General features: G+C 49.1%; 24 protein-coding genes and 1 other RNA gene. 12 read left to right on the top strand and 13 right to left on the bottom strand.

Features of this window, described 5'->3' with window-relative positions:
• Window positions 1–144: 144 nt before the first annotated feature.
• Window positions 145–540, bottom strand: coding sequence for a DUF454 family protein (locus GZ59_RS05770; RefSeq protein ID WP_039290649.1), 396 nt, complete (start codon window positions 538–540; stop codon window positions 145–147).
• A 189-nt stretch (window positions 541–729) separates the two neighbouring features.
• Here GZ59_RS05770 and priC point away from each other — a divergent pair, with 189 nt between their 5' ends.
• Window positions 730–1,266 (top strand): primosomal replication protein PriC, encoded by a 537-nt coding sequence (priC, locus tag GZ59_RS05765; RefSeq protein ID WP_011092764.1) that lies wholly within the window; start codon window positions 730–732, stop codon window positions 1,264–1,266.
• A 37-nt stretch (window positions 1,267–1,303) separates the two neighbouring features.
• Window positions 1,304–1,474, top strand: a complete 171-nt coding sequence (gene rsmS, locus GZ59_RS22675) for a pleiotropic regulatory protein RsmS (protein WP_011092763.1) — start codon at window positions 1,304–1,306, stop codon at window positions 1,472–1,474.
• Window positions 1,475–1,528: 54 nt separating this feature from the next.
• On the opposite strand, the gene acrR is transcribed toward rsmS, so the two are convergent.
• Window positions 1,529–2,170, bottom strand: coding sequence for a multidrug efflux transporter transcriptional repressor AcrR (gene acrR, locus GZ59_RS05760; protein WP_011092762.1), 642 nt, complete (start codon window positions 2,168–2,170; stop codon window positions 1,529–1,531).
• A gap of 165 nt (window positions 2,171–2,335) precedes the next feature.
• Between acrR and GZ59_RS05755 the strand changes: the two genes are divergently transcribed.
• From GZ59_RS05755 to GZ59_RS05735, 6 genes are all read left to right on the top strand, one after another.
• Entirely contained in the window at window positions 2,336–3,529 is a 1,194-nt protein-coding gene (locus GZ59_RS05755; protein WP_011092761.1) for an efflux RND transporter periplasmic adaptor subunit, read from the top strand.
• 28 nt (window positions 3,530–3,557) lie between these two features.
• Window positions 3,558–6,686: an efflux RND transporter permease subunit gene (locus tag GZ59_RS05750; RefSeq protein WP_011092760.1), complete on the top strand. Its 3,129-nt coding sequence runs from the start codon at window positions 3,558–3,560 to the stop codon at window positions 6,684–6,686.
• A gap of 205 nt (window positions 6,687–6,891) precedes the next feature.
• Window positions 6,892–7,140 carry a type B 50S ribosomal protein L31 gene (locus GZ59_RS05745; protein ID WP_011092759.1) on the top strand — a complete coding sequence of 83 codons (249 nt, stop codon included), beginning with the start codon at window positions 6,892–6,894 and terminating at the stop codon, window positions 7,138–7,140.
• A 17-nt stretch (window positions 7,141–7,157) separates the two neighbouring features.
• Window positions 7,158–7,301: a type B 50S ribosomal protein L36 gene (gene ykgO, locus GZ59_RS22670; RefSeq protein ID WP_005976091.1), complete on the top strand. Its 144-nt coding sequence runs from the start codon at window positions 7,158–7,160 to the stop codon at window positions 7,299–7,301.
• Window positions 7,302–7,899: 598 nt separating this feature from the next.
• On the top strand, window positions 7,900–8,268 hold the full coding sequence (gene tomB, locus GZ59_RS05740) for an Hha toxicity modulator TomB (RefSeq protein ID WP_010282247.1): 369 nt from the start codon (window positions 7,900–7,902) through the stop codon (window positions 8,266–8,268).
• A gap of 53 nt (window positions 8,269–8,321) precedes the next feature.
• Window positions 8,322–8,525: an HHA domain-containing protein gene (locus tag GZ59_RS05735; RefSeq protein WP_011092758.1), complete on the top strand. Its 204-nt coding sequence runs from the start codon at window positions 8,322–8,324 to the stop codon at window positions 8,523–8,525.
• Between the two features lie 463 nt (window positions 8,526–8,988).
• On the opposite strand, the gene ffs is transcribed toward GZ59_RS05735, so the two are convergent.
• An RNA gene (ffs, locus tag GZ59_RS22665) (signal recognition particle sRNA small type) lies at window positions 8,989–9,085 on the bottom strand.
• 183 nt (window positions 9,086–9,268) lie between these two features.
• Between ffs and GZ59_RS05730 the strand changes: the two genes are divergently transcribed.
• The gene (locus tag GZ59_RS05730; RefSeq protein ID WP_011092757.1) at window positions 9,269–9,589 is read left to right on the top strand and encodes an MGMT family protein; all 321 of its coding nucleotides are present in this window, start codon (window positions 9,269–9,271) and stop codon (window positions 9,587–9,589) included.
• Window positions 9,590–9,608: 19 nt separating this feature from the next.
• Here the strand turns inward: GZ59_RS05730 and GZ59_RS05725 are convergent, their stop codons facing one another.
• Complete coding sequence (locus tag GZ59_RS05725) at window positions 9,609–10,190, bottom strand: YbaY family lipoprotein (protein ID WP_011092756.1); 582 nt, start codon at window positions 10,188–10,190, stop codon at window positions 9,609–9,611.
• 212 nt (window positions 10,191–10,402) lie between these two features.
• On the opposite strand from GZ59_RS05725, the gene tesB reads away from it, so the two are divergent.
• Window positions 10,403–11,266, top strand: a complete 864-nt coding sequence (gene tesB, locus GZ59_RS05720) for an acyl-CoA thioesterase II (RefSeq protein ID WP_011092755.1) — start codon at window positions 10,403–10,405, stop codon at window positions 11,264–11,266.
• Window positions 11,267–11,383: 117 nt separating this feature from the next.
• On the opposite strand, the gene amtB is transcribed toward tesB, so the two are convergent.
• From amtB to GZ59_RS05695, 5 genes are all read right to left on the bottom strand, one after another.
• Window positions 11,384–12,670 (bottom strand): ammonium transporter AmtB, encoded by a 1,287-nt coding sequence (gene amtB / locus GZ59_RS05715; RefSeq protein ID WP_039290645.1) that lies wholly within the window; start codon window positions 12,668–12,670, stop codon window positions 11,384–11,386.
• 39 nt (window positions 12,671–12,709) lie between these two features.
• Window positions 12,710–13,048: a P-II family nitrogen regulator gene (glnK, locus tag GZ59_RS05710; protein WP_002208627.1), complete on the bottom strand. Its 339-nt coding sequence runs from the start codon at window positions 13,046–13,048 to the stop codon at window positions 12,710–12,712.
• Between the two features lie 360 nt (window positions 13,049–13,408).
• Window positions 13,409–15,184, bottom strand: a complete 1,776-nt coding sequence (locus tag GZ59_RS05705) for a SmdB family multidrug efflux ABC transporter permease/ATP-binding protein (RefSeq protein ID WP_039290642.1) — start codon at window positions 15,182–15,184, stop codon at window positions 13,409–13,411.
• The gene (locus GZ59_RS05700) at window positions 15,177–16,946 is read right to left on the bottom strand and encodes a SmdA family multidrug ABC transporter permease/ATP-binding protein (RefSeq protein WP_011092751.1); all 1,770 of its coding nucleotides are present in this window, start codon (window positions 16,944–16,946) and stop codon (window positions 15,177–15,179) included. The genes GZ59_RS05705 and GZ59_RS05700 overlap by 8 nt, the downstream gene beginning before the upstream one ends.
• Before the next feature lie 78 nt (window positions 16,947–17,024).
• Window positions 17,025–17,486: an Lrp/AsnC family transcriptional regulator gene (locus GZ59_RS05695; protein WP_005976040.1), complete on the bottom strand. Its 462-nt coding sequence runs from the start codon at window positions 17,484–17,486 to the stop codon at window positions 17,025–17,027.
• A 337-nt stretch (window positions 17,487–17,823) separates the two neighbouring features.
• On the opposite strand from GZ59_RS05695, the gene GZ59_RS05690 reads away from it, so the two are divergent.
• Together GZ59_RS05690 and queC are read left to right on the top strand one after the other, a co-directional pair.
• Window positions 17,824–18,900, top strand: a complete 1,077-nt coding sequence (locus GZ59_RS05690; protein ID WP_011092749.1) for a PLP-dependent cysteine synthase family protein — start codon at window positions 17,824–17,826, stop codon at window positions 18,898–18,900.
• Window positions 18,901–19,040: 140 nt separating this feature from the next.
• Entirely contained in the window at window positions 19,041–19,736 is a 696-nt protein-coding gene (queC, locus tag GZ59_RS05685) for a 7-cyano-7-deazaguanine synthase QueC (protein WP_011092748.1), read from the top strand.
• A gap of 76 nt (window positions 19,737–19,812) precedes the next feature.
• Here queC and GZ59_RS05680 read toward each other — a convergent pair whose 3' ends face one another.
• The 4 genes from GZ59_RS05680 to hupB form a co-directional block, all read right to left on the bottom strand.
• Window positions 19,813–20,211 carry an acyl-CoA thioesterase gene (locus GZ59_RS05680; RefSeq protein ID WP_011092747.1) on the bottom strand — a complete coding sequence of 133 codons (399 nt, stop codon included), beginning with the start codon at window positions 20,209–20,211 and terminating at the stop codon, window positions 19,813–19,815.
• A gap of 120 nt (window positions 20,212–20,331) precedes the next feature.
• Complete coding sequence (locus GZ59_RS05675; protein WP_011092746.1) at window positions 20,332–20,697, bottom strand: helix-hairpin-helix domain-containing protein; 366 nt, start codon at window positions 20,695–20,697, stop codon at window positions 20,332–20,334.
• A 138-nt stretch (window positions 20,698–20,835) separates the two neighbouring features.
• Window positions 20,836–22,716 (bottom strand): peptidylprolyl isomerase, encoded by a 1,881-nt coding sequence (gene ppiD / locus GZ59_RS05670; RefSeq protein ID WP_011092745.1) that lies wholly within the window; start codon window positions 22,714–22,716, stop codon window positions 20,836–20,838.
• A gap of 396 nt (window positions 22,717–23,112) precedes the next feature.
• Window positions 23,113–23,385, bottom strand: coding sequence for a nucleoid-associated protein HU-beta (gene hupB, locus GZ59_RS05665; RefSeq protein WP_005976031.1), 273 nt, complete (start codon window positions 23,383–23,385; stop codon window positions 23,113–23,115).
• Between the last annotated feature and the right edge of the window lie 164 nt (window positions 23,386–23,549).

Genomic DNA, 23,549 nt, shown 5'->3' with positions numbered 1-23,549 from the left:
TGATGAATAAGCATTATGACAAAGAGGAAAATGGCGACCCGTGCACGAAAACGCTCAAATCTAGTCAAAGTGACGGATAAATGCAACCATCCGCACTCTAGGTGGATATTTTTTGTCTGCCCGTCACGGAGACCGCCGTTTGCGCTATCTTTTCGGATCCGCGCCCTGCGTTTGTTGTTCTGGATCAACCACGGGTAAACGAAGCATGAAGGTCAGCAAAATAGTTAAAATGACCAACAGCAAGATCCTGACCCAAACCAGCTTGACTAACCAGAGCGAAAGCGCAAACGTCAGCAGAATCATGGTGACAGCCTTCCACTTTGCTCCTGGCGGCAACGCCCGATGTTGCTGCCAATGGCGCAGATAGCTGCCAAACCAAGAGCGGTGCAGTAACCAGTTATGGAAACGCGGGGAGGAGCGGGCAAAACACCAAGCGGCCAGTAACAAGAAAGGTGTGGTCGGTAATAAAGGCAATACGACACCCAACGTTGCCAGCACAACAGAAATCCACCCCAGTATAATCAGCAACACGCGATACATATTCACCTTTACGCTTTGTTCACTACCAATATGTTTTGTCTACAATGTCCATCACACTTTATCACCACCTTGCCCGATGGATTAATTAAGATATCCTCATGCAATACATAAGGCGACGTAGATCAATCACGCTGACATACTACACAACGTCGGCCCGCTGAATTATCAGCCTTACCGTAAGGGAAAAAAGTGAACACGCATCAATTGCTGTTGGCACTTGAACAACAAATTAACACGCTGGCGAAACAGCTTGAACCGCTGGCGGATAAAGCTGTACCGCAATCGCGCTTTGATCGTCAGCTTTTTAGCAGTTACGGCACTCGGCTACGTGATTATCGCGCCGAAGTTGAACAAAACCTGCGCGCAATAAAACAGCTGGTTGCCGAACAGCGCACCGATCGCGTGGCGTTTCTAGCTGAAAAACTGGTTAGCCAGATAGCCGCTCTGCAACGTGAACTGGCGACACAATCATTGCGCAGGCAGGAGCAAAATGCCGCACCACCGCAGGAAGATGTGTATCACAAACTGGCGGAGCATCAGGATTATGAGCGCCGTTTGCTTTCCATGATTCAGGATAGAGAAAGTCTGCTCATTACACAGACGCTTTTCAGCGAGCAACAGCGGCTGCAAAAAGAGTTGGCCGCGCTGGAAGGACGGTTGTCACGCTGCCGTCAGGCTCTATCACGCTTAGAACGTCAGATTGAACGCCGGGAACAAGGACTGTAGCGCGGCGGCTTCGCCGAGAAAGAAGAGGAAATGACTCATGTCACTTGAAAACGCGCCACCCGAAGTCAAGCTGGCGGTCGATTTGATTATGCTGCTGGAAGAAAACCAAATCGAACCCCGTATCGCACTCGCCGCACTGGCAATGGTACAGGCCGATTTTGAGAAAAAGCTCTCGCAAGAAAAAAATGACGCTAAATCTTCCTCTTAAAGCGAATAGCTCTGCACTTAAAGGTAAGAGGTGTTAACGCGGATGAACCACTACTTACTCAGCAGGTTTACGCAGCGCAGGGCTAAAATGCAACATGTCGATAAAGGCATCTACCAGCGCCGGGGCTTCCTGATCGAGATCGAAACTTTCCGGCATAAATAACCAGTTCTCCATCACACCGGAGAAATAGGCACGCAGCGCAATCGCTGCCCGACGGGGATGAATGTCCGTCGGCAACATCCCCATACGAATGCACTCAATCAGGTTTTCTTCGATATCCACATAGCAGGAAAGATAAAGCTCTTTTCGTGCATTATACGATTGCAGCATTTCACCGACAAACTCACATTTGTGAAAAACGATCTCCATAATGGAACGCCAGTGAGTGTCGCTAACGGTTAAACGCAGCATATAAATCAATAATTCACGCATCACACGGAGTGGATTATCAGGGAATTTTGTCTGATACTCTATTTCAAACTCACTGATTTTTGACTCTGCCAGAGCCCAGATTTCATCAAAAATTTCGGCTTTGTTCTTAAAATGCCAATAAATAGCACCGCGGGTCACACCAGCAGCAGTCGCAATATCAGACAATGAAGTCGCAGACACACCATGCTCAGAGAACACTCTTAACGCAGTATCCAGTATCTGTTGCCGAGTTTCCTGAGCCTGTTTTTTGGTTTTTCGTGCCATGATAATTTGGTTTTTCGTGCCATATCGCTGTATTTGAAGGAAAGTGAGATTTACATACATTCAAGTATGTATGTAACATAGCATGAACATAAGACTATAGCAGCAATGGGTTTTTAAGCTTGTGATCCATTGGTCAATTTCAAATCGGACACTTGAGGTTTATCTATGAACAAAAACAGAGGGCTAACGCCTCTGGCGGCAGTTCTGATGCTTTCTGGCGGCTTAATGCTTGCGGGATGTGATGACGGCAACAATCAGCAAGGTGGCGCACAGCAGCAGATGCCTGAAGTGGGTATTGTTACGTTGAAAACGGAAGCACTGAATGTTATGACCGAGCTGCCGGGCCGTACAAGTGCTTACCGTATTGCAGAGGTTCGCCCACAGGTTGGCGGTATTATCCTCAAACGCAACTTCGTTGAAGGTTCCGACGTTAAAGCTGGTGCATCGCTGTATCAGATCGATCCGGCGACATATCAGGCAAACTATAATAGCGCCAAAGGCTCACTTGCTCAGGCACAGGCTCAGGCAGAAATTGCCCGCCTGACGGTTAACCGCTATAAACCGCTGCTGGGCACCAACTACGTCAGCAAGCAGGATTACGATCAGGCAGTTGCCACCTCTCGTCAGGCTGATGCAGCGGTTCAGGCTGCTAAAGCGACGGTTGACACTGCGCAAATCAATCTGGCTTACACCAAAGTTAATGCACCAATCGAAGGCCGCGTGGGTAAATCCACGGTAACGGAAGGCGCATTGGTGGGCACCAGCCAAGCAACGGCATTAACGACCTTACAGCAGCTTGATCCAATCTATGTGGATGTCACGCAGTCCAGTAATGATTTCCTGCAACTGAAGAGAGAGCTGGAAAACGGCACGCTGAAACAAAATGAAGGCAAAGCGAATGTTCGCCTGCTGTTGGAAAACGGTACCGAATATACCGAAGCGGGTACATTGGAATTCTCTGATGTAACGGTAGATGAAACCACGGGCTCCATCACGCTGCGCGCTATTTTCCCAAACCCACAGCATAACCTGCTCCCCGGAATGTTTGTACGAGCTCGCCTCGATTCCGGTGTTAACCCAACGGCTTTGTTAGTTCCTCAACAAGGTATAACCCGCGATCCGCGTGGTCAGGCCACAGCGATGGTTGTTGGGGAAGGCGATAAAGTGGAACCTCGCACGCTTAAAACCAGTAAAGCAATCGGTGACAAATGGTTGGTTGCCGAAGGCTTGAAAGCGGGCGATCGCGTTATCCTCACTGGTCTGCAAAAAATCAGACCCGGTGCGCAGGTGAAAGCTAAAGAAGTCGCTCCAGAAAATCAGCAGGCGCCGCAAGCGTCAGCAGAACCCGCGAAGTCTTAAGACGTTCTAACAGGAGCCGGTACAATTCATGGCTAAGTTTTTTATAGATCGACCCATTTTTGCATGGGTACTCGCCATCATGGTGATGCTGACGGGGTTGCTGGCAATTGTTAAATTACCCATTGCCCAGTACCCAACAATCGCGCCACCCGCGATTGAAATAACAGCAAACTATCCTGGGGCCGATGCATCAACACTGCAAGACTCTGTTACGCAGGTTATCGAACAGAATATGAACGGTATCGATAACCTGATGTACATGTCATCAAGCAGTGACTCCTCAGGTACGGTCCAGATTACGCTGACCTTTGAGGCCAGTACCGATCCGGACATCGCGCAGGTTCAGGTGCAGAACAAGCTGCAACTGGCCATGCCGTTGCTGCCGCAGGAAGTACAGCAGCAAGGGGTGAACGTTCAGAAATCAAGTAGCAGCTTCCTTATGGTTGCCGCCTTCATTAGTGAAGACGGTAAAATGTCACAGGAAGATATCGCTGACTACGTGGCCGCTAACGTTAAAGACCCTATCAGTCGTACATCCGGCGTAGGCGACGCGCAGCTATTTGGCTCCCAGTACGCCATGCGTATCTGGCTAGATCCGAACAAGCTGAACAACTATCAGTTAACTTCAGGTGACGTCAGCGCAGCAATCCGTGTTCAAAACAACCAGATCGCCGCAGGACAATTGGGGGGCGCTCCACCGGTTCCCGGCCAGCAGTTGAACGCCTCGATCATTGCGCAGACCCGTCTGAATTCAGCAGAGGAGTTTTCTAAAATACTGCTGAAGGTCAACGCCGATGGGTCTCAGGTTCGCCTTAAAGATGTCGCACGCGTTGAGTTGGGCGCAGAAGGCTACGACGTTATAGCTCGTTTCAATGGGAAACCCGCTGCCGGTATCGGTATCAAATTGGCAACAGGTGCGAACGCGCTGGATACGGCAAACGCAGTAAAAGATGCACTGACCAAAGCGGAAGAGTTCTTTCCTTCAGGCCTGAAAGTCGTTTACCCGTACGATACAACGCCCTTCGTTAAGATCTCGATCAACGAAGTAGTGAAAACGCTGGTGGAAGCTATCGTACTGGTATTCCTGGTGATGTACCTGTTCCTGCAGAACTTCCGTGCCACGCTGATCCCAACAATCGCGGTGCCGGTCGTCTTGCTGGGGACATTTGCTATCCTCTCCGCGTTTGGTTATTCCATAAACACCTTGACGATGTTCGCGATGGTTCTCGCCATCGGGCTTCTGGTGGATGACGCCATCGTCGTCGTGGAAAACGTGGAACGAGTAATGGCGGAAGAAGGTCTGCCGCCTAAAGAAGCAACCAAACGATCCATGGAGCAGATCCAAGGCGCGTTGGTCGGTATTGCACTGGTGCTGTCCGCCGTATTCGTCCCGATGGCGTTTACCGGTGGTTCAACAGGGGCAATCTACCGCCAGTTCTCCATCACAATCGTTTCGGCGATGGTGCTGTCGGTTCTGGTTGCGTTGATTTTGACACCAGCACTTTGTGCAACACTGCTGAAACCCATCGCCAAAGGCGATCATGGTGAGAAAAAAGGCTTCTTCGGCTGGTTCAACCGGCTGTTTGAGAAGAGCACGCAGCACTACACCGACAGCGTGGCGAATATCCTGCGCAGCACTGGCCGTTATCTGGTCATCTATCTGTTGATAGTTGTGGGTCTGGCACTGTTGTTCTTACGTTTGCCAACGTCTTTCCTGCCGGACGAAGACCAGGGGGTTCTCCTGAACATTGTTCAGTTACCTTCAGGTGCAACGCAGGAAAACACCCAGAAAATCATGGACAGAATGACGCAATACTATCTCGACAATGAGAAAGGTAACGTTAAGTCTGTGTTTACCGTGACGGGCTTCGGGTTCTCTGGTCGTGGGCAGAATGCCGGTTTGGCTTTCGCCAGCTTGAATGACTGGAGTGAACGAAGCGGCGCAGAAAATAAAGTTATGGCGATTGCAGGCCGAGCAAACGCGGCCTTTAGCCAGTATAAAGAAGCTATGGTTTTCGCAGTCAACCTTCCTGCGATTATCGAACTGGGTACTGCAACAGGTTTCGACTTCCAGTTGATTGACCAAGCTAACCTTGGGCACGCAAAACTGACGGAAGCACGTAATCAGTTACTGGGCATGGCAGCACAACGCCCTGATACGCTGGTGCAAGTTCGTCCGAACGGGATGGAAGATACACCGCAATTCCGTCTTGATATCGATCAGGAAAAAGCACAAGCGCTTGGCGTGTCACTGTCAGATATCAGCTCAACGTTGGCAACAACGCTGGGTGGTTCTTATGTGAATGACTTTATCGATCGCGGTCGCGTGAAGAAAGTTTACGTTCAGGCCGACGCGCCTTTCCGTATGCTGCCAGATGACATCAAAAACTGGTACATCCGCGGTAGTAACGGACAGATGGTGCCATTCTCCGCCTTCACGCAGAGTCACTGGGAATACGGTTCACCGCGTCTGGAGCGTTATAACGGCCAGCCATCCATGCAAATACAGGGCGAAGCGGCTCCAGGTAAGAGTTCCGGTGACGCCATGGCGTTGATGGAAGAGTTCGTCACCAAATTACCGCAAGGTATCGGCTACCAATGGACGGGAATGTCCTATCAAGAGCGGTTATCAGGCAACCAGGCTCCTGCAATCTATGCCATTTCATTGATTGTCGTGTTCCTGTGTCTGGCGGCGCTTTATGAGAGCTGGTCAATTCCGTTCTCCGTCATGCTGGTTGTTCCATTGGGGATCATCGGTGCATTGATTGCAGCGAATATGACGGGTCTTGAAAATGACGTTTACTTTAAGGTGGGCCTGCTAACAACCATAGGGCTATCGGCGAAGAACGCCATATTGATCGTCGAATTTGCTAAAGATCTGATGGAAAAAGAAGGGAAAGGACTGATTGAAGCAACGCTGGATGCTGTTCGTATGCGTTTGCGTCCAATCCTGATGACATCACTGGCCTTTATCCTCGGTGTAATGCCGCTGGTAATTAGTAGTGGTGCGGGTTCCGGTGCACAGAACGCCGTTGGTACTGGCGTAATGGGCGGGATGATTACGGCAACCGTGCTGGCTATCTTCTTCGTTCCGGTGTTCTTCGTTGTTGTCCGCCGTCGTTTCAGCAAGAAAGTGGACGATACAACAGCTCACTAACCTACCTATATATCCTCTAAAAGGCCGCCTAGCGGCCTTTTTTACGCCCCTATCCTCACTTCCCAGGTAACCGTACTGTTTTCTCATCTTATCCGTATCTACAGCAATTTAGAGAATACTCACCTCACAACAACATAATGGTTGATCCGTATGCTAAAAAAGCGCAACATGAAAGATATGTTATAACATAACAATTGAGGTAGCTATGAAAGCGGGTATTCACCCTGACTATCGCACAGTGGTATTTCATGATACCAGCGCGGATGTCTATTACAGGACTGGGTCAACCATTAAAACCGATCGAACCATTGAGCTTGAGGGTACCCACTACCCTTACGTCATCATCGAAGTTTCTTCGGCATCGCATCCCTATTACACCGGGAAGCAAAAAGAATATTCCAAAGAAGGCAGCACGGCACGCTTCCATCAGCGTTTCGGGAACTTCTTCAAGTAATCAGAGAGGGTTATTAAATGCAGGTTCTTAGTTCGCTGCGTTCAGCAAAAAATCGCCATAAAGATTGTATTGTGGTCCGCCGTCGTGGGCGAGTTTACGTTATATGTAAATCCAATCCGCGCTTTAAGGCCGTACAAGGCGGAAAAAAGAAAAAAGGTTAATCTTTCCCTAGCTCATCCCGATACAGCCTACGTCATAACGCTAACAAGGCTGTACGGGATTATTTTTATGAAAAAACAGCTGAAACAATAAGATAACGATCCTCCCCTCACATTATGAACTGAAAAACCTCCTCGCGTTACTTCTGCCATTTCTCATATTTTCAGATAGAAATAATTAAATAATCCGCAGCCAAGTTTATTCTATGCTCATAGTAACAACAAAAAACCTGAGGCTTAATCAAAATAAATAGCAATAAAAACCTTATCTATTATCCGCGAATTTTACCAACGCTTTTGCTATAGTCATATATAGAATGACGTAATCGTAACCAACATGGTAGAGCTATACTTAAGGTTAAGTCATGATATGTTGGTATTTACGCCAACCCTATTTCGCGACATAGTAGATACTAGGAGGTAAGAAAATCTCAGTTGTTTCATTCATTGCTGAACAAATCACAATGGCTCAATGCATTGCCTGTAACAGCATGAATACGAAAGAATGCTAATGTCTTTATCTTGCAAGCTTCATCAGTCTACCTGTTTACCAGGTGTTAACCGCAGTAACACTGAATAACGGCTTAACGGAGGGATTGATATGGATGAGTACACACCGAAACATTATGATATTGCCCAACTCAGATTCTTATGTGAGAATCTGTGTGACGAAAGCATAGCAACGTTAGGCGATAGCAGTCACGGCTGGGTCAATGATCCAACATCTGCGATCAATCTCCAATTAAATGAACTTATTGAGCATATCGCTACGTTTATTCTCACATTTAAAATAAAATACCCTAACGAAAGTGAGCTTTCAGAGCAGGTTGAAAAGTATTTGGATGATACTTACGTCTTGTTTAGCAACTATGGCATTAATGATGCTGAACTACGACGCTGGCAGAAATCCAAAGCAAAATTATTCGGAATGTTCTCAGGGGAGAACATCTGTACGCCTGCTAAAACTTAAGCAATAATTTATTTATATTTTTTAACCACCAGGTACTGTTTGCATAGGCCATTATGAAAAAAATCGACTATTTGATGCGTTTGCGTAAATGCACAACCATTGACACACTCGAACGTGTTATTGAAAAAAACAAGTATGAGCTCTCCAATGATGAACTGGAGATGTTCTTTTCAGCAGCCGATCATCGCCTGGCTGAACTGACAATGAACAAACTCTACGACAAAATCCCTACCGCAGTATGGCGCTACGTACGTTAATTTCTGACGGCACGCATACAAAAACTGACATTAAATACACTGCGCCGATAATATTATCGGCCTTTGTTTTTATTATCTTTTTAACGCATTAATTAAGTAAGACTTGTAACAAATTGTATTTTTAATATTAAGTAAAAATGAAAGTCCTCCCTCACTTCACGCTTATTCCCCCACCACTTATCATTTATAACAATCGCATCGATAACATCACTAATAGTATATCCTGTGATGAAAACAGAGGATGTAATAATTACCGCGATTATTACTCTCTAAGCAAAGATGCACGGGTAATCTTTCCGAAAAGCTGAGAACGGAAAATGACATCAATCGAGCCAAGAATGGTGGCTCAAAGCGTATGTATGGCTAGAGATTTGGGGTATATGGCTGACGATTGGATCTATGGGAAGAAAACAAAGCTCGCTCTGACGATGGAGCGGTTATACAGGCGCTAAATTGGTGGAGGCCCCGCCAGCTACATCCCGGCACACACGTCTCCTGCTGCGGCTGCTTCCTTCCGGATCTGACCGAGTCCACAGGATAGTGTTGCGGGAGAACCGACAGGGCCTCCATTGACGACTTCATAACAGTTTGCATGATAACTACAGCGTGTCACAAAGCGGTGGGCATTATCGGCGATGAGATAGGCAATTGCAAGCTAACCCATACTAACCGTTGTTTTCTTACTCACTTCACTATGCCACTATGATGTTCAATCGGTTTAGAAACAGCAGGAACATCCGCGGATGTCAGAAAAAAACGATAATTTCCGCCAACGCGTTTTTCAAATTGTCGCGGCGATTCCCTATGGGAAAATAGCGACCTATGGCGACATCGCGCAGCTTGCCGACTCCCCCAGAGCATCGAGGCAGGTCGGTGGGGTGTTAAAACGCCTGCCGAAAGACAGCAAACTCCCCTGGCATCGGGTAATCAATCGTAAAGGAGAAATATCGCTGGTTGGTGGAGATTATGTACGCCAGAAGTCTGCACTACAGGCGGAAGGCATCATTTTCAATCGGCAGGGAAAGATTGATCTTGCTAAATATCGCTGGCAATACGCGCCATAACGGCGCGTATCCAGATGAATTACCAAACTGGCTGCGGAGCCATAGATGACGATGCAGGCTGTCCCTGAAGCATATGAGGGGTCTGATTCGTCGGGTTAGATATCATTGATTCCTGATTTTTCGCTGGTAAAGGAACAGAAGCGACAGGCACCAACACCAAATCGGCGTTATTTACCCCGTTGCTAATGACCGGTAAGACGTTCTCCGTCACCATTACGATACGATTATCGATCGCAACCGCTGCGCTGAGTAAGATACGCGCGTTGGGCTGAATATCAGCCGGGTTATACGGCAACTCGAATTGGAAAGGAGCCTGCTTTCCTTCCGTACGCGTCACGCGTTGAGCAATCACTTTTGAAGGCGCATCTGCCAGCGATGCATCAGACACCGTAACGGTCAAAACCGCGTTGTGAGGTAGCGCAATGCGCTGACGAATATTAACCGTACCCGTTACCGCTGGCATTGCGACAGCCGGACGCTGGGAGGAAACACTGGTGACAGGTGCACCAGTCTGAGGAGAAACGCCATAATCCCCCCTCTGTGCACATGCAGCCAGAGTCATCGATAACGTGATACCGCCTAAGATATGCCATAATTTCATTCGGTCAGTCTCCTTTATTATTGTCAGACTACCGGCATCGAAGACCGGCACTCATAAATAGTATGATTCAATAAACACAATAATGATGGTGCAAAATTCTGATATTTTCCTGAAAACCGCACATTCAGTATAATTAAAATCCACAAATAGATATTTTACACCTTAAAAAACAAATAGATAATTATCCATTCGCATCCATTGAGGCCGATACCATGAGTGAATCACTACAACCCCTTCTCGACCTCCTGCGTTTAGAGAAACTCGAAGAAGGGCTATTTCGCGGACAAAGCGATGATTTGGGGCTGCGCCAGGTATTTGGTGGGCAAGTTGTCGGCCAAGCCATGTCGGCCGCTAAGCAGACCGTTCCTGCCGAGCGCAACATTCACTCTTTTCATAGCTACTTTTTGTTACCCGGCGATAGTCAAAAACCGATTATTTATGACGTTGAAAACCTGCGCGATGGCAACAGTTTCAGCGCTCGCCGCGTTAGTGCCATCCAAAATGGTCGCCCCATTTTTTATATGACTGCCTCATTTCAAAGTCATGAGGAAGGGTTTGAGCACCAAAATGTGATGCCAGACGTCGCACCGCCAGAGGTGCTGAAATCTGAGCAGGAAATCGCACAAGACATGCAGCATCTTCTGCCGCCCCGCTTTCGCGATAAATTTATTCAGGCCAGCCCGATTGAGATGCGCCCGGTTAAATTCCATAACCCGCTAAAGGGCGAAGTGGACGAGCCAATACGACACGTTTGGTGCCGTGCCAGCAGCCCGCTGCCGGACGACAAGCATATCCACCAATATCTGCTTGGCTATACGTCTGACTGCAACTTCCTACTCACGGCCTTGCAGCCTCATGGCGTTGGCTTTTTGGAACCGGGTATGCAGGTCGCCACGATCGATCACTCGATGTGGTTCCACCGTGATTTCCGGCTAGACGACTGGCTGTTATATACCGTGGAAAGCACATCCGCATCCGGCGCCCGTGGCTTCGTACGCGGACAATTCTATACCCGAGAAGGTGTGCTGGTTGCATCTAGCGTGCAGGAAGGAGTCATGCGTCGCCGCCAGCAGTAAATCTGCTGACAAAAGAATTACATCGCTGCAACAACGCAATTTAAACAACGTTAGCCGTAAAACAAAACAGGCGTGGAGTTTCCTCCACGCCTGTTCACTGTATCTGAACGGTCTTACTTATTGGTTGTAAGCGCTCTCGCCATGGCTGTTAACGTCCAGACCTTCGCGCTCTTGCTCTTCAGGTACACGCAGACCAACGATCATATCCGCAACCTTGAAGGCGACAAATGCCACCACGCCAGACCACACCAGACAAACAATCACGCTGAACAGCTGTACCCAAACCTGGTGCGCCATTGTCACACCTTCAGCATAGCCTGTTCCACCCAGCGATGCCGACGTGAATACCCCCGTCAAGATACAACCAACGATACCGCACACGCCGTGAACACCGAACACATCACACGGGTCATCCACACGCAGCCATCTTTTCAGTACTGTTACGCCCCACAGGCCCGCAACACCACCAGCCAGACCGATGATCAAGGCGCCACCCACGCCAACCGTACCCGCTGCTGGGGTAATTGCCACCAGACCTGCGATACAGCCAGAGCACGCGCCCAGCAGAGAAGGTTTACCGCGTACCAACCACTCACCACCAACCCATGCCAGAATCGCAGCAGCAGTCGCAACAACAGTGTTCAGGAAAGCCAGAGCGGCGACACCGTTAGCAGCACCCGCAGACCCCGCATTGAAACCAAACCAGCCGATATACAGAATCGCCGTACCAATAAACACCATCGGCAGGTTATGCGGTTTGAAGGCTTCTTTACCAAAGCCAGCACGTTTGCCCAGCAGGTAAGCACCAACCAACCCAGCAACCGCGGCGTTGATGTGAACGACCGTACCGCCAGCAAAGTCTAACGCGCCATCCATAGCCAGATAGCCACCGCCCCATACCATGTGCGTCATCGGCAGGTAGGAGAACGTCAGCCACAGCCCAACAAAAATCAGCACCGCAGAGAAACGAATACGCTCAGCGATCGCCCCGACAATCAACGCAACGGTGATACAGGCGAAGGAAGCCTGATAAGCCACATGCACAAACTGATAGTAGGTACCGCTGATGGACTCAATCCCGATGCCTTTCAGCATAAACGTACTGAAACCACCGAAGAAGGCGTTACCTTCACTGAAGGCCAGGCTATATCCGTAAACCACCCACAAGATACAGACCATCGCGAACGTTACACTCACCTGCGTCATCATGGACAGTACGTTCTTCGAACGGATCAGGCCGCCATAAAACAGTGCGATGCCTGGTATAGTCATAAAAAGTACCAACACGGTACAAATCATAATAAAAGCGTTATCCGCTTTATCAATTGTCGGTGTCGCAGCCATTGCCCAGGACGGGAGTAATGCCGCCACACCGAGACCTAATGAAGAGAGTAGTTTTTTCATTTTCATCCATCCCTATTTACGTATCTACGCTAGGTGTTGTTAAAGTGCGGCTTCGTCAGTTTCACCCGTACGAATACGGATAACCCTTTGCAACTCGGCGACAAAAATTTTGCCATCACCAATTTTTCCGGTGTACGCGGCTTTGCTGATGACGTCGATCACTTCGTCCAGTTGGTCGTCTGCAATCGCGATATCAATTTTTACCTTAGGTAAAAAGTTAACGCTGTATTCTGCGCCACGGTATAGCTCCGCGTGCCCTTTCTGACGACCAAATCCTTTCACCTCAGTGACGGTTAGCCCCTGGATGCCAACAGAAGATAACGCTTCACGTACATCTTCCAGCTTGAATGGTTTTATCACCACAGTAACCAGTTTCATTTATCTTCCCCCTAGCCATTACGTTCAGGCTTTCGCCCGCCACTTGTTCGATTACGTGCTCTATGAAGTAGGTCTACGTCATGATTAAAGCAAACGGTGTGCCATAAATGATTTATCTGGCATAAATCAGGAAGGAGAACGCGATTAGAGATAGAAAAGCGCAAAAAGCAAACGCGATAGGAATGGAATAATCAAGAATCCGGGGCAATAATTGCACTAAGTTGGTGCAGTAAGAGTACTTTCAGTGCAGGGCAAGTAAAAACCAGAATCACAATGCTTGCTGATGGTGCGAAGCTATACGCAGACTGTTGGTCTGCACCATATGAGGCGGTGCAGACCGTGGCATTACAGATAATCGCGTTATGCAGGGCAAGATTCCGTGCTAATGGCAGCGAGATCCTCTCCGGCCAGTTGTAATTGATACATTTGATAATAGCGGCCCTGCTGTTGCAGCAGTTGCTCGTGCGTTCCCCGCTCAACGGTTTGCCCATGATGGAGCACCATAATCGTGTCGGCCTCAACGATAGTGGAAAGCCGATGGGCGATGATAATCAAGGTCGTCTGTTCCCTGATGATGCGCAACGCCTTTTGCACCGCCTGCTCCGTGCCAGAGTCAATATTCGCAGTAGCCTCATCGAGAATCAGGATTTTAGGCGTTTGCACCAAGACCCGCGCAATCGCTAACAGCTGTTTTTGTCCGGTAGACAAGTTGTTCCCTTGCTCACCAATGCGCGTATGCAACCCTTCAGGAAAATCCCGAACCAGTTCAGCAAGCTGCACCACTTCCAGCACACGCCAGACGGCCTCTTCGCTGATATCACGTCCCAAAGTCACATTCACGAACATCGACTCCGCCAGGACAACGGGATCCTGTTGAACCATTGCCACATTTTGGCGCAAAACGGTATGAGAGAGCGTCGACAGCGGCCGGTCATCAAGCCGAATCTCACCCTCATCTGGCACGTAATACCCCATAAGTAGGCTGGCTAGCGTACTTTTCCCACTGCCGGTATGCCCCACTAAGGCGACAAAACCGCGCTCAGGTATCGTCAGGGAAATATTCTGTAGCACGCGTGTTTCTGTACCATAAGAAAAAGAGACATCGTCAATATCAACGCGCCCGGTACTCAGGGGGCGCTCGTCATTGCCGTAGGTCTGCTTTTTGCCATCCATCAGTTCAAAGATACGTTCACCGGCGACGACCGCCTGCTGTAACATGGATTGCTGGGTGGTCAGCTCAATCAGTGGTTCATTTAAGCGGCCAAGGTAGTTGATAAACGCGTACAGAACCCCAACGCCAACCGACCCCATCGAGCTAAAACCAAATTGGATCAACAAACCACACAGTACCATCGCGGCAAATAAGCTCAGCAGAGGCCGCAGCAGAAAACCTTCCAGACGCAAGGCCTTCATACGGGCTTCATAATGCTCATGGCTGGCTGCACCCAACTTCTTGCCAAAGCGTGCCTGCTGGCGAAATTGCTGGATGACACCCATGCCATTAATCACTTCGTTGAAACCATCGTTAATGTCCGCCAGATAGCTTCGCACCTTGCGCACAGTCGGCGTACTAAAGCGGTGATAGAGCACCATGACCGTCGCGACCGCAGGGAAAATCATCAGCGCAACGAGCGCCATCTGCCAGTTCAGACTGAACATCGCCACCAGCATCGCACCAACCAACGCCGCACTGCGTAATACCGTTGACACCACCATGACATACAGATCTTTCACTACCTCGGTGTCATTGGTGACGCGTGAAATCAACTGCCCAACAGGCTGTGTATCAAATGTGCTAAGCGGCTGACGCAAAGCGGCATCCATCACATCAATACGCAGTTGCTGAACGACACCCACTGCGACCCGGTTAAACAACAGTGTCTGGAAATAGTGCAGCGAGGCCGCCAGAATTTGCAGCAGGATATAGACCATTGCCAAGCCAGCCGCAATCGCCAGCGGAAACTGACCTTTTGCCACCAGATCGTCAATAAAATAGCTCACCAGCACGGGACCAGAGACTTCAGCGATAGCAGCAACCCACAGCATGAGTACGCCTTGTATCAGCGGTTTTCTCCAGGGAGAACCATAGGCCAACAGACGCTTCAGGGTTGGCCAAAACTGTTGAGGGCTATTCATTTTTCGTTCCTTCCAACTGCGGCACATCATCCAGCGCCGCCTCCAGCTGTTGATAACGGTACATATCCCGATACCAGCCGGGCTCTGCGGCCAACGCTCTATGTGTGCCACGCTGCGCTGTTTGTCCCTGCTGCAACACCACGATTTCATTCGCTTCGGTTAGGGCTGACAGGCGATGTGCGCTGATGATCAGCGTCCGCTTTTCGCCCCATGTTTTGAGATTCTGCAAAATCTGGTGCTCCGTTCGCCCATCAACCGCAGACAGCGCATCGTCCAGCACCAAAATTTCAGCATCAAGCAATAGCGCACGCGCAATCGCAATTCGCTGTTTTTGACCGCCCGATAGCATCACGCCGCGCTCGCCAACCTCCGTCTGGTAACCCTTAGGCAAACGTAGAATGTCATCATGGACACTCGCAAGCCGCGCAGCCTGTTCAATCTCTTGTTGTGTGGCATCAGGCCGGCCCAGTGCGATGTTTTGTGCCACCGTGTCCGAAAACAAAAAAGGCATTTGTCCCACGACAGCAAAGCGGTTGCGCAGTTCATCCAACCGAATAGCGTCTAATGGACGATCGTGATAACGAATTTCTCCCGATTGGCTATCAAAATGACGCAAAATTAACGCCAACAACGTACTTTTCCCCGATCCCGTCGGCCCGCATAATCCCAGCATATTGCCCGGTGCCAACGTAAACTGAACATGCTGTAAAGCATCACGAGTATTATCTGGGTAGCGAAATGCAGAGATATTCACCTCCAATATACCCCGCTTGGCAGGCAATGATTCCTCACCGTCTTTCACCACGAGCTCTTCCGCAAGTAGCTGACGAATGCGGCCATATGCCGCGCTACCGCGTTCAACAATATTAAACATCCAGGCCAGCGCCAGCATCGGCCAGATCATCAATCCCAGATACATGACAAAACTCGTCAACAGCCCTAACGTTATTGAACCGTTAATCACCATCCAACTACCACCGCCAATCGCCAGCAAATTCGACAGTCCGACGGCAATATAAATCGTGGGATCGAACCGGGCATCGACTCGGGCAACGTGCATATTTTTAGCACCGGCATCCGCCGCAACCTGCGCGAAACGCGCGGATTGGTAGTTTTCCAACCCAAAGGCTTTAATCATCCGAATGCTGGTCAAACTTTCCTGCGCCTGATCGTTAAGCGAAGAAAACGCAGCCTGGGCGAATTTGAAGCGGTTATGCAGTTGGGTACCGTAGCGTTTGATGAAAATCGCCATGACCGGCATTGGGAGCAGCGCCAACAGGGTCAGTTCCCAGCTGATTTGCGTGCACATGACAATCAGTACGGCACAGCCCATCACCATCGAATCGACCAGCGTCAGCACGCCTTCTCCGGCGGCAAATACCACGCGATCGACATCGTTTGTAGCGCGTGCCATCAGATCGCCGGTACGGTGGCGTTGATAAAATGCAGGATGTTGACGACTCAGTTGACGGTAAAAATCTGCTCGTAACTCGACCGCCAATTGGTATGACGCTCCAAACAGGAATACTCGCCACACGTAGCGCAGTAGATACACCATGACGGCGGTAAGCAGCATCACGCCAATCCACTGCATCATTTCGGCCATCGACATGCCGTGTTGCGTCACTCCATCGACAATAACGCCGACCAGTTTTGGGGGGAGTAATTGCAGAATGGCAATCGCAATCAATAGCGCGACAGCACCCAGATAACGCCGCCATTCACGACGAAAATACCAACTCAGTTGAGCAAACAGTCTCACGCGGTTTTCATTCCAATAGGCAGACGGGTCATGACAGACTCAGAAAAGTGATTATACAAAAGATGGATGGACGATGAATCACAGGGATAAAGGCAGTGCCGTGGTATGTTTGATTCGTTCCATAGCAAAGCTAGATGTTACATCTACCAGCCCGGGAATACCATTCACTAACCGCTTATAGAAATCATCATAGCTTTTCATATCAGCGACCTGAACCTGCATCAGATAATCGTATTCTCCCGCCATGCGATAAAAAGCCAGCACTTCCGGCATGTCGGACACCACGCGAGTGAAGGTCTGATACCAGTCACGATTGTGCTGTTGCGTCTTCAGTAAGACAAACGCAGTTAGCCCTAACCCGAGACGTTCATTATCCAGCAGCGCCACCCGAGCCCGAATGATTCCCTCTTCTTCCAGACGCTTCAGACGTTTCCAGCACGGCGTGGATGTCAGATTAACTGCATCAGCCAGCGTCTGAAGCGAAAGCGTGCAATCCTGTTGCAACATATTCAGCAGTGTACGATCAATTTTATCCAGCATAATTTTACCCAACATAGCCGCTCGATAGAAAAACTTTCCCAACCATCCTCTATTAAGAGATAAAAGCAATATTCTTTCCACCAAAAAAAGGGTGGGATAGCATTGTTGGTGCCATCAGTATAGCTGATGACCTTAATGACTTTTTCTGCAATACCATCACCGCCCCATGATTTTTAGAATAGCGACACTTCATGCACCTCGATAGTAAAAACATCCCCATATAAATCAATAAAGAGTAAATATTTCCCTTAAACTGAATATTAAGAGATAAAAAGGTAATTTTTTTATCCTAAAAACTCGTTAATCTATTCGCATAATAACTAACCGAGTTTTCATGATGACCAATGCCTGGGTTAAAAATGCCATCAGCGCTATCGAAGCAGATTTTCAGCGTTCGGCTGATACGCATCTTATACGTCTGACCCTGCCGGATTATCCCGGTATCTATTTTTATCTCAAAGATGAAAGCACACACCCCAGCGGTAGCCTGAAGCATCGCCTGGCGCGCTCCTTGTTTCTCTACGGGCTGTGCAACGGTTGGATTAAAGAAGGTACGCCAATTATCGAAGCGTCATCTGGCAGTACCGCCGTATCAGAAGCCTATTTTGCACGCTTGCTTGGCTTACCGTTTATTGCCGTCATGCCGTCCTGCACCGCAAAAAGAAAAATAGAGCAAATCGCTTTCTATGGCGGGCGCTGTCATTTTGTTGAGCAGGCGGGACAAATCTATGCTGCATCCGAACAGCTGGCGCAAGAGATGAACGGCCACTATATGGACCAGTTCACCTACGCGGAACGCGCTACCGACTGGCGTGGCAATAACAATATTGCCGACAGCATTTACCGTCAAATGGCACGTGAACCCCATCCCGTACCGGACTACATTGTGATGAGTGCCGGTACGGGCGGCACGTCAGCAACGCTCGGTCGCTACATTCGCTATCAGGGGTTGGATACGCAACTGGTCGTCGTCGATCCAGAAAACTCGGTCTTCTACGACTGCTATCAGAAACAGGATCGTTCCATCATTGGCCCATGCGGCAGTCGGATAGAAGGTATCGGCCGCCCGCGTGCCGAGCCTTCTTTTATTCCAGGCGTCATTGATAGCATGATCAAAGTGCCGGATGCCGCCAGCATCGCAACGCTGTACTGGCTGGAAAGCGTATTAGGCCGCAAAGCAGGCGCCTCTACTGGCACGAATGTTTGGGGTATGCTGCAATTGGCCAAAGAAATGGTTAACCATGGCCAAAAAGGCGCGATTGTGACCCTGTTATGTGACAGCGGCGAACGCTATCTGGACACCTACTACAACAGTAGCTGGGTAGAAAAAAACATCGGCGACATTAGCCCTTACCTCAACGCCCTGAACAACCCGGAGATGTCCTTTCTCATACCGGAACCCAGTCTGGCGTGAGGCTGGTGTATTCAGCGCGCAGCCGCAACGCTGAATACGGGCTATTTTTCAGGTAACATGGTTTCAGGTAACATAGCGACTTTGCACCGCACTGCGTTACAGACGTTTTGCGGCTAACATCACGCTAAGGTGAATGAAGAATGAAACGTGCTGTTGTCGTTTTTAGCGGTGGACAAGATTCCACAACCTGCCTGATTCAGGCTCTGCAAGATTATGATGACGTCCACTGCATCACCTTCGATTATGGACAACGCCACCGCGCGGAAATTGAAGTCGCCCAAGAACTCAGCCAGAAATTGGGCGCAGCGGCACATAAGGTTCTGGACGTCGGCTTACTGAATGAACTCGCCACCAGCAGCTTAACGCGCGACAGCATCCCGGTTCCTGATTACGATGCCAATGCACAAGGCATCCCCAACACCTTCGTTCCGGGAAGAAACATTCTTTTCCTGACACTCGCTTCTATCTACGCCTATCAGGTTGGTGCAGAAGCCGTCATTACCGGCGTGTGTGAGACCGATTTTTCTGGTTACCCAGATTGTCGCGACGAGTTCGTAAAGGCTCTGAATCAGGCCATTGTTTTAGGTATTGCACGTGATATCCGTTTTGAAACTCCGCTGATGTGGCTCAATAAGGCCGAAACCTGGGCGCTAGCGGACTATTATCAGCAGCTCGATACGGTTCGTTACCACACGTTAACCTGCTATAACGGCATCAAGGGTGATGGGTGTGGCCAGTGTGCCGCCTGCCATTTACGCGCAAACGGACTCGCACAATATCAAAAAGACGCAGCGACGGTCATGGCTTCACTGAAGCAGAAAGTCGGGTTACGCTGAGACTTCGACTCGCAGAGATGTCACTCAAAGTAAAAACGGCATGTCACTTCGTACAGAAACGGCATGCTGCTTCATGTTAACGGCGAATCGCGTTTAAGTGTTCCAGCAGTTCTCCTTCCAGCGGCAACGCTTTTTGCGTCAATAAATCAATGCAGACAAACGTCAGCATAGCATCCGCCACATCACTTTCATCAGACACTCGGGTTATCTTTTGACTGATCACGCCGCTTTTCGTATTCATCTGCAGTAATCCGCTATCAACGCGCAGCACATCACCGAGAACGGCAGGTTTGCGATAGTTAATATTGATGTTCACCACCACGAAAGCAATATTGTTGCTACGCATCCAGCCAAAAGCGGGTAACGTTTCCAACCATTGCCAACGAGCCTCTTCCAGAAACTCCAGATAGCGCGCGTTATTAACATGCTGATAAACATCAATGTGATAACCACGAACGGTAATGAAAGTCTGCATAACGCTAATGCTCCTGTGACAATCAGCAACTGGTACGACCTGATAATTAGCCTAGCAGAGGTTCGCAGCCCCGAGGAAGTGCTCGACTGGGCTGCGACCAACGTCACAATTTTAAAAACGTCACAGTTTTAAACGAGAGAGATTACGTTCAACTAATGCAGCCCCAATTCCTGGGACCTCAGTTAATTGATCGACCTGGGTAAAAGGGCCATTTTGCTCGCGATAGTTAACGATCGCTTCCGCTTTTTTAAGGCCGACACCGTTCATTATTTCAGCCAAATCAACAGCGTTCGCCGTATTAATGCTTACCTTATCCTCATCACCATCAGGAAGCGTTGCTTTTTCCGCCTTCTGATCTGCTGGCGCAGACTTCACCGCCGTCACAGTACTGTCAGCGGCTTTAGATGCCGCCTGAACCAGTAATGGCAGCCCAGACAAACTCATTCCAATTATCAAGCACAGTGCTTTTATTCCTGATTTTTTCATGCTGTTTCCTCCTTGTGTGTGACAGCACGGCTACCTTGCCGCAGACCCATCAACACCGCAAACAGCAGAATTTAAATGTGGAAAAGGCCGCGAAAGCGGCCTTTAGTTGTTGCAACGATTTGCAAATTTTTGCGGAGCTTATTGCTGTTCTTGCGCCGCATTGCCCATCTTGATTTTCGCTTCACTACGCAAGCTGGACAGCAGAGAATCAAACAGCGCACCCAGAGAACCTTGCTGAACCTGGCTGGCAAACTGTGTTTTCTGCTCATCGTTTAGCTGATGTGGCGTCACGCTATCTAGCGCAGCCAGCACGATGTTGCCCGCCTGATCCTGCGTAATCGCATAAGACGGCTTATCTTTCTGTGGATGTGGCATCGCAAAAATCGCCTCAGCCGTTGCATCACCTTGAGAGATAGAAGACATCGTTTTTGCTTCCCCAAAGCTCAACCCAGCAGCTTTAAGTGCGTCATCTTTGCCTTGCTTCAGCTCAGCCAGAATTTTTTCAGCGTCCACACGAGCCTGCTGTTCAGCCTTCTGACGCTTCAACGCCTCTACGATCTCGGTACGAACCTGATCCAGAGGGCGAGTGCTTTCAGGCTTATGCTCAGTGATGCGCAGAACAAAAGCACGGTCACCGTCAACGTTAATAACATCAGAGTTGTTGCCAGCAGCACCGTTCTCACCCAGCAACGCACCGCTAAAGATAGCCTGCGTTACCGGTTGGAAGTTCAGTACAGCTGGAACTTTCTCACGCGTAAACCACTCTGTCTGCGCTGCTTTCACACTGGCAGCCTCTTCAGCTGAAGCAAGAGATTCATTGTCATTGCTAGCTGCTTCGCTGATTTTTTGTTGCAGCGCATAGTAACCATCCTGCGCTTTCTCGTGCTTCACTTTCTCAGCAATCTCGGCACGCACTTCGCTCAGCGGTTTGACCTGCTGTGGCTGAACATCGTCCAGACGCACAATCAGATAACCCACAGATGATTTAATCGCTGCGGAAACCTGACCTTTCTCCGTCAGTTTTGCCTGTTTAAGCTCATCAATCATGCTGTTTTCGTCCATCCATCCCAGATCGCCACCGTTGCGACGCGAGATGATGTCCGTTGATTTTTCTTTCGCGAGAGCAGCGAAGTCGCCACCTTGCTTCAGCGAATCCAGAACAGATGCGGCCTCAGCCTCATTCTTCACCTGAATGACACTGAATTTTTTGCGCTCAGGTTGAGAATAGTCGTTCTTATTCTGCTCGTAGAAATCATTGATAGCTTTATCGTCCACTTTCACACTATCCATGATGCTTGCCGCATCCAGCGTGATATAGCTGACCTTGAATTCTTCCGGTGCGATGAAATTCCCTTTGTTTTGATCGTAATAACTCTGGACTTCATCGTCAGCAACGGTCTGAGCTTTCGCTTTGGCAGCGATATCAATGGTTGCCACACGGACAACACGATCCTGCGCAGCCAGTTTCACCAGATTATCGATCTCCTGCGGCAGCAGGAACGCCGTATTGCCAAAACCGCGAATCAGCTGTTGTGACGTCAGTTGCTTACGCAGCATCTGAGCATACATATCCGGCGTTACGCCAAGGCGACGAACCTGATCCAGATACTTTTCATTATCAAAACGGTTGTTTGTCTGAAACGCGGGAACATCAAAGATCGCCTGTTTGATTTGCGCATCACTGATGTTTAGTCCCAGCTTGTTGGCATACTGATCCAGCAAGGTTTCATCAATCAGTTGGGAGAGTGCCTGCCTACGCAGTTGCTGCATATAACCGTCATTGCTCGCCAGAAGAGAGAAATTCTCACCCAGAGTTTCCTGTTGACGACTGCGTTCGTTTTGTACCGCCTGCTCAAGCTGAGCACGGGTAATTTCCTGCCCGTTCACCTTTGCAGCGTAATCTCCTGAACCACCAATAAGATAATCACCAACGCCAGTTAAAACGAATGATGCGATGATCAAAGCAAGAATAATTTTGAGCACGACGTTATTCGCAGCCGTACGTAAATTGTCCATCATAATGTGACAACACTCCGCTGTAGAATGGATAAAACTCCCTGCGCTGGCCGGAGCCATGCATCCTTGCGATTGCTATAGCCCAATACAAGGCTAGGGCGCACTTAAGCTTATTGCCCGCCACGTTCTGCAATGTGTCGGGTATGTATATACCGGTAATACTTCAAGTTGCATGTACGTTGGCTGCGTTCACTCACCCGAACCACTTACCTGAGTAAGCTCATCGGGACTCCTTCCCTTGCCGCCTTCCTGAAACTCGAATTATTTGGGGTATAGTCCTAATAAAATAAAAGGCACATCATAAAATGATGCGCCCCGTATCTTACCCTACCAATATCATTGCGTCAGGTATTGTTTGGCAACCCGAAGTGGTTATCAGCCAAACCTGTGACGTAATAATCAGTTAACGGCGTCTTTCAGCGTTTTACCAGCACGGAATCCTGGTACTTTTGCCGCAGGGATACTGATTTCCTTACCAGTTTGCGGGTTACGACCGGTACGAGCAGCACGTTCACGTACTGAGAAAGTACCAAAGCCAACCAAAGCAACATCATCCCCTTCTTTCAGGGATTCGGTAACGGAACCAATAATTGCATCTAACACACGCCCTGCTGCCGCTTTGGAAATATCAGCATCTGCGGCAATTTTGTCGATCAATTGTGACTTGTTCACTCTGTCATCCCCTCTGGAATTCTCTTATCGCGCTTCAATGTCCCAAGACGCGACACGTAATTTATAATCAATACTGTCATGTCTTAGCCAGTTACGGCTAAAACTAACAGTGCTCTAACTTAGCGGTACAAAAAAAAGCTGGCAAGCACGATTTCACTCACCAG

This window comes from Pectobacterium atrosepticum (genome assembly GCF_000740965.1).
Classification (GTDB): domain Bacteria; phylum Pseudomonadota; class Gammaproteobacteria; order Enterobacterales; family Enterobacteriaceae; genus Pectobacterium; species Pectobacterium atrosepticum.
The sequence above is the reverse complement of the archived record's forward strand: the minus strand, read 5'-3'. Positions and strand labels throughout refer to the sequence as shown.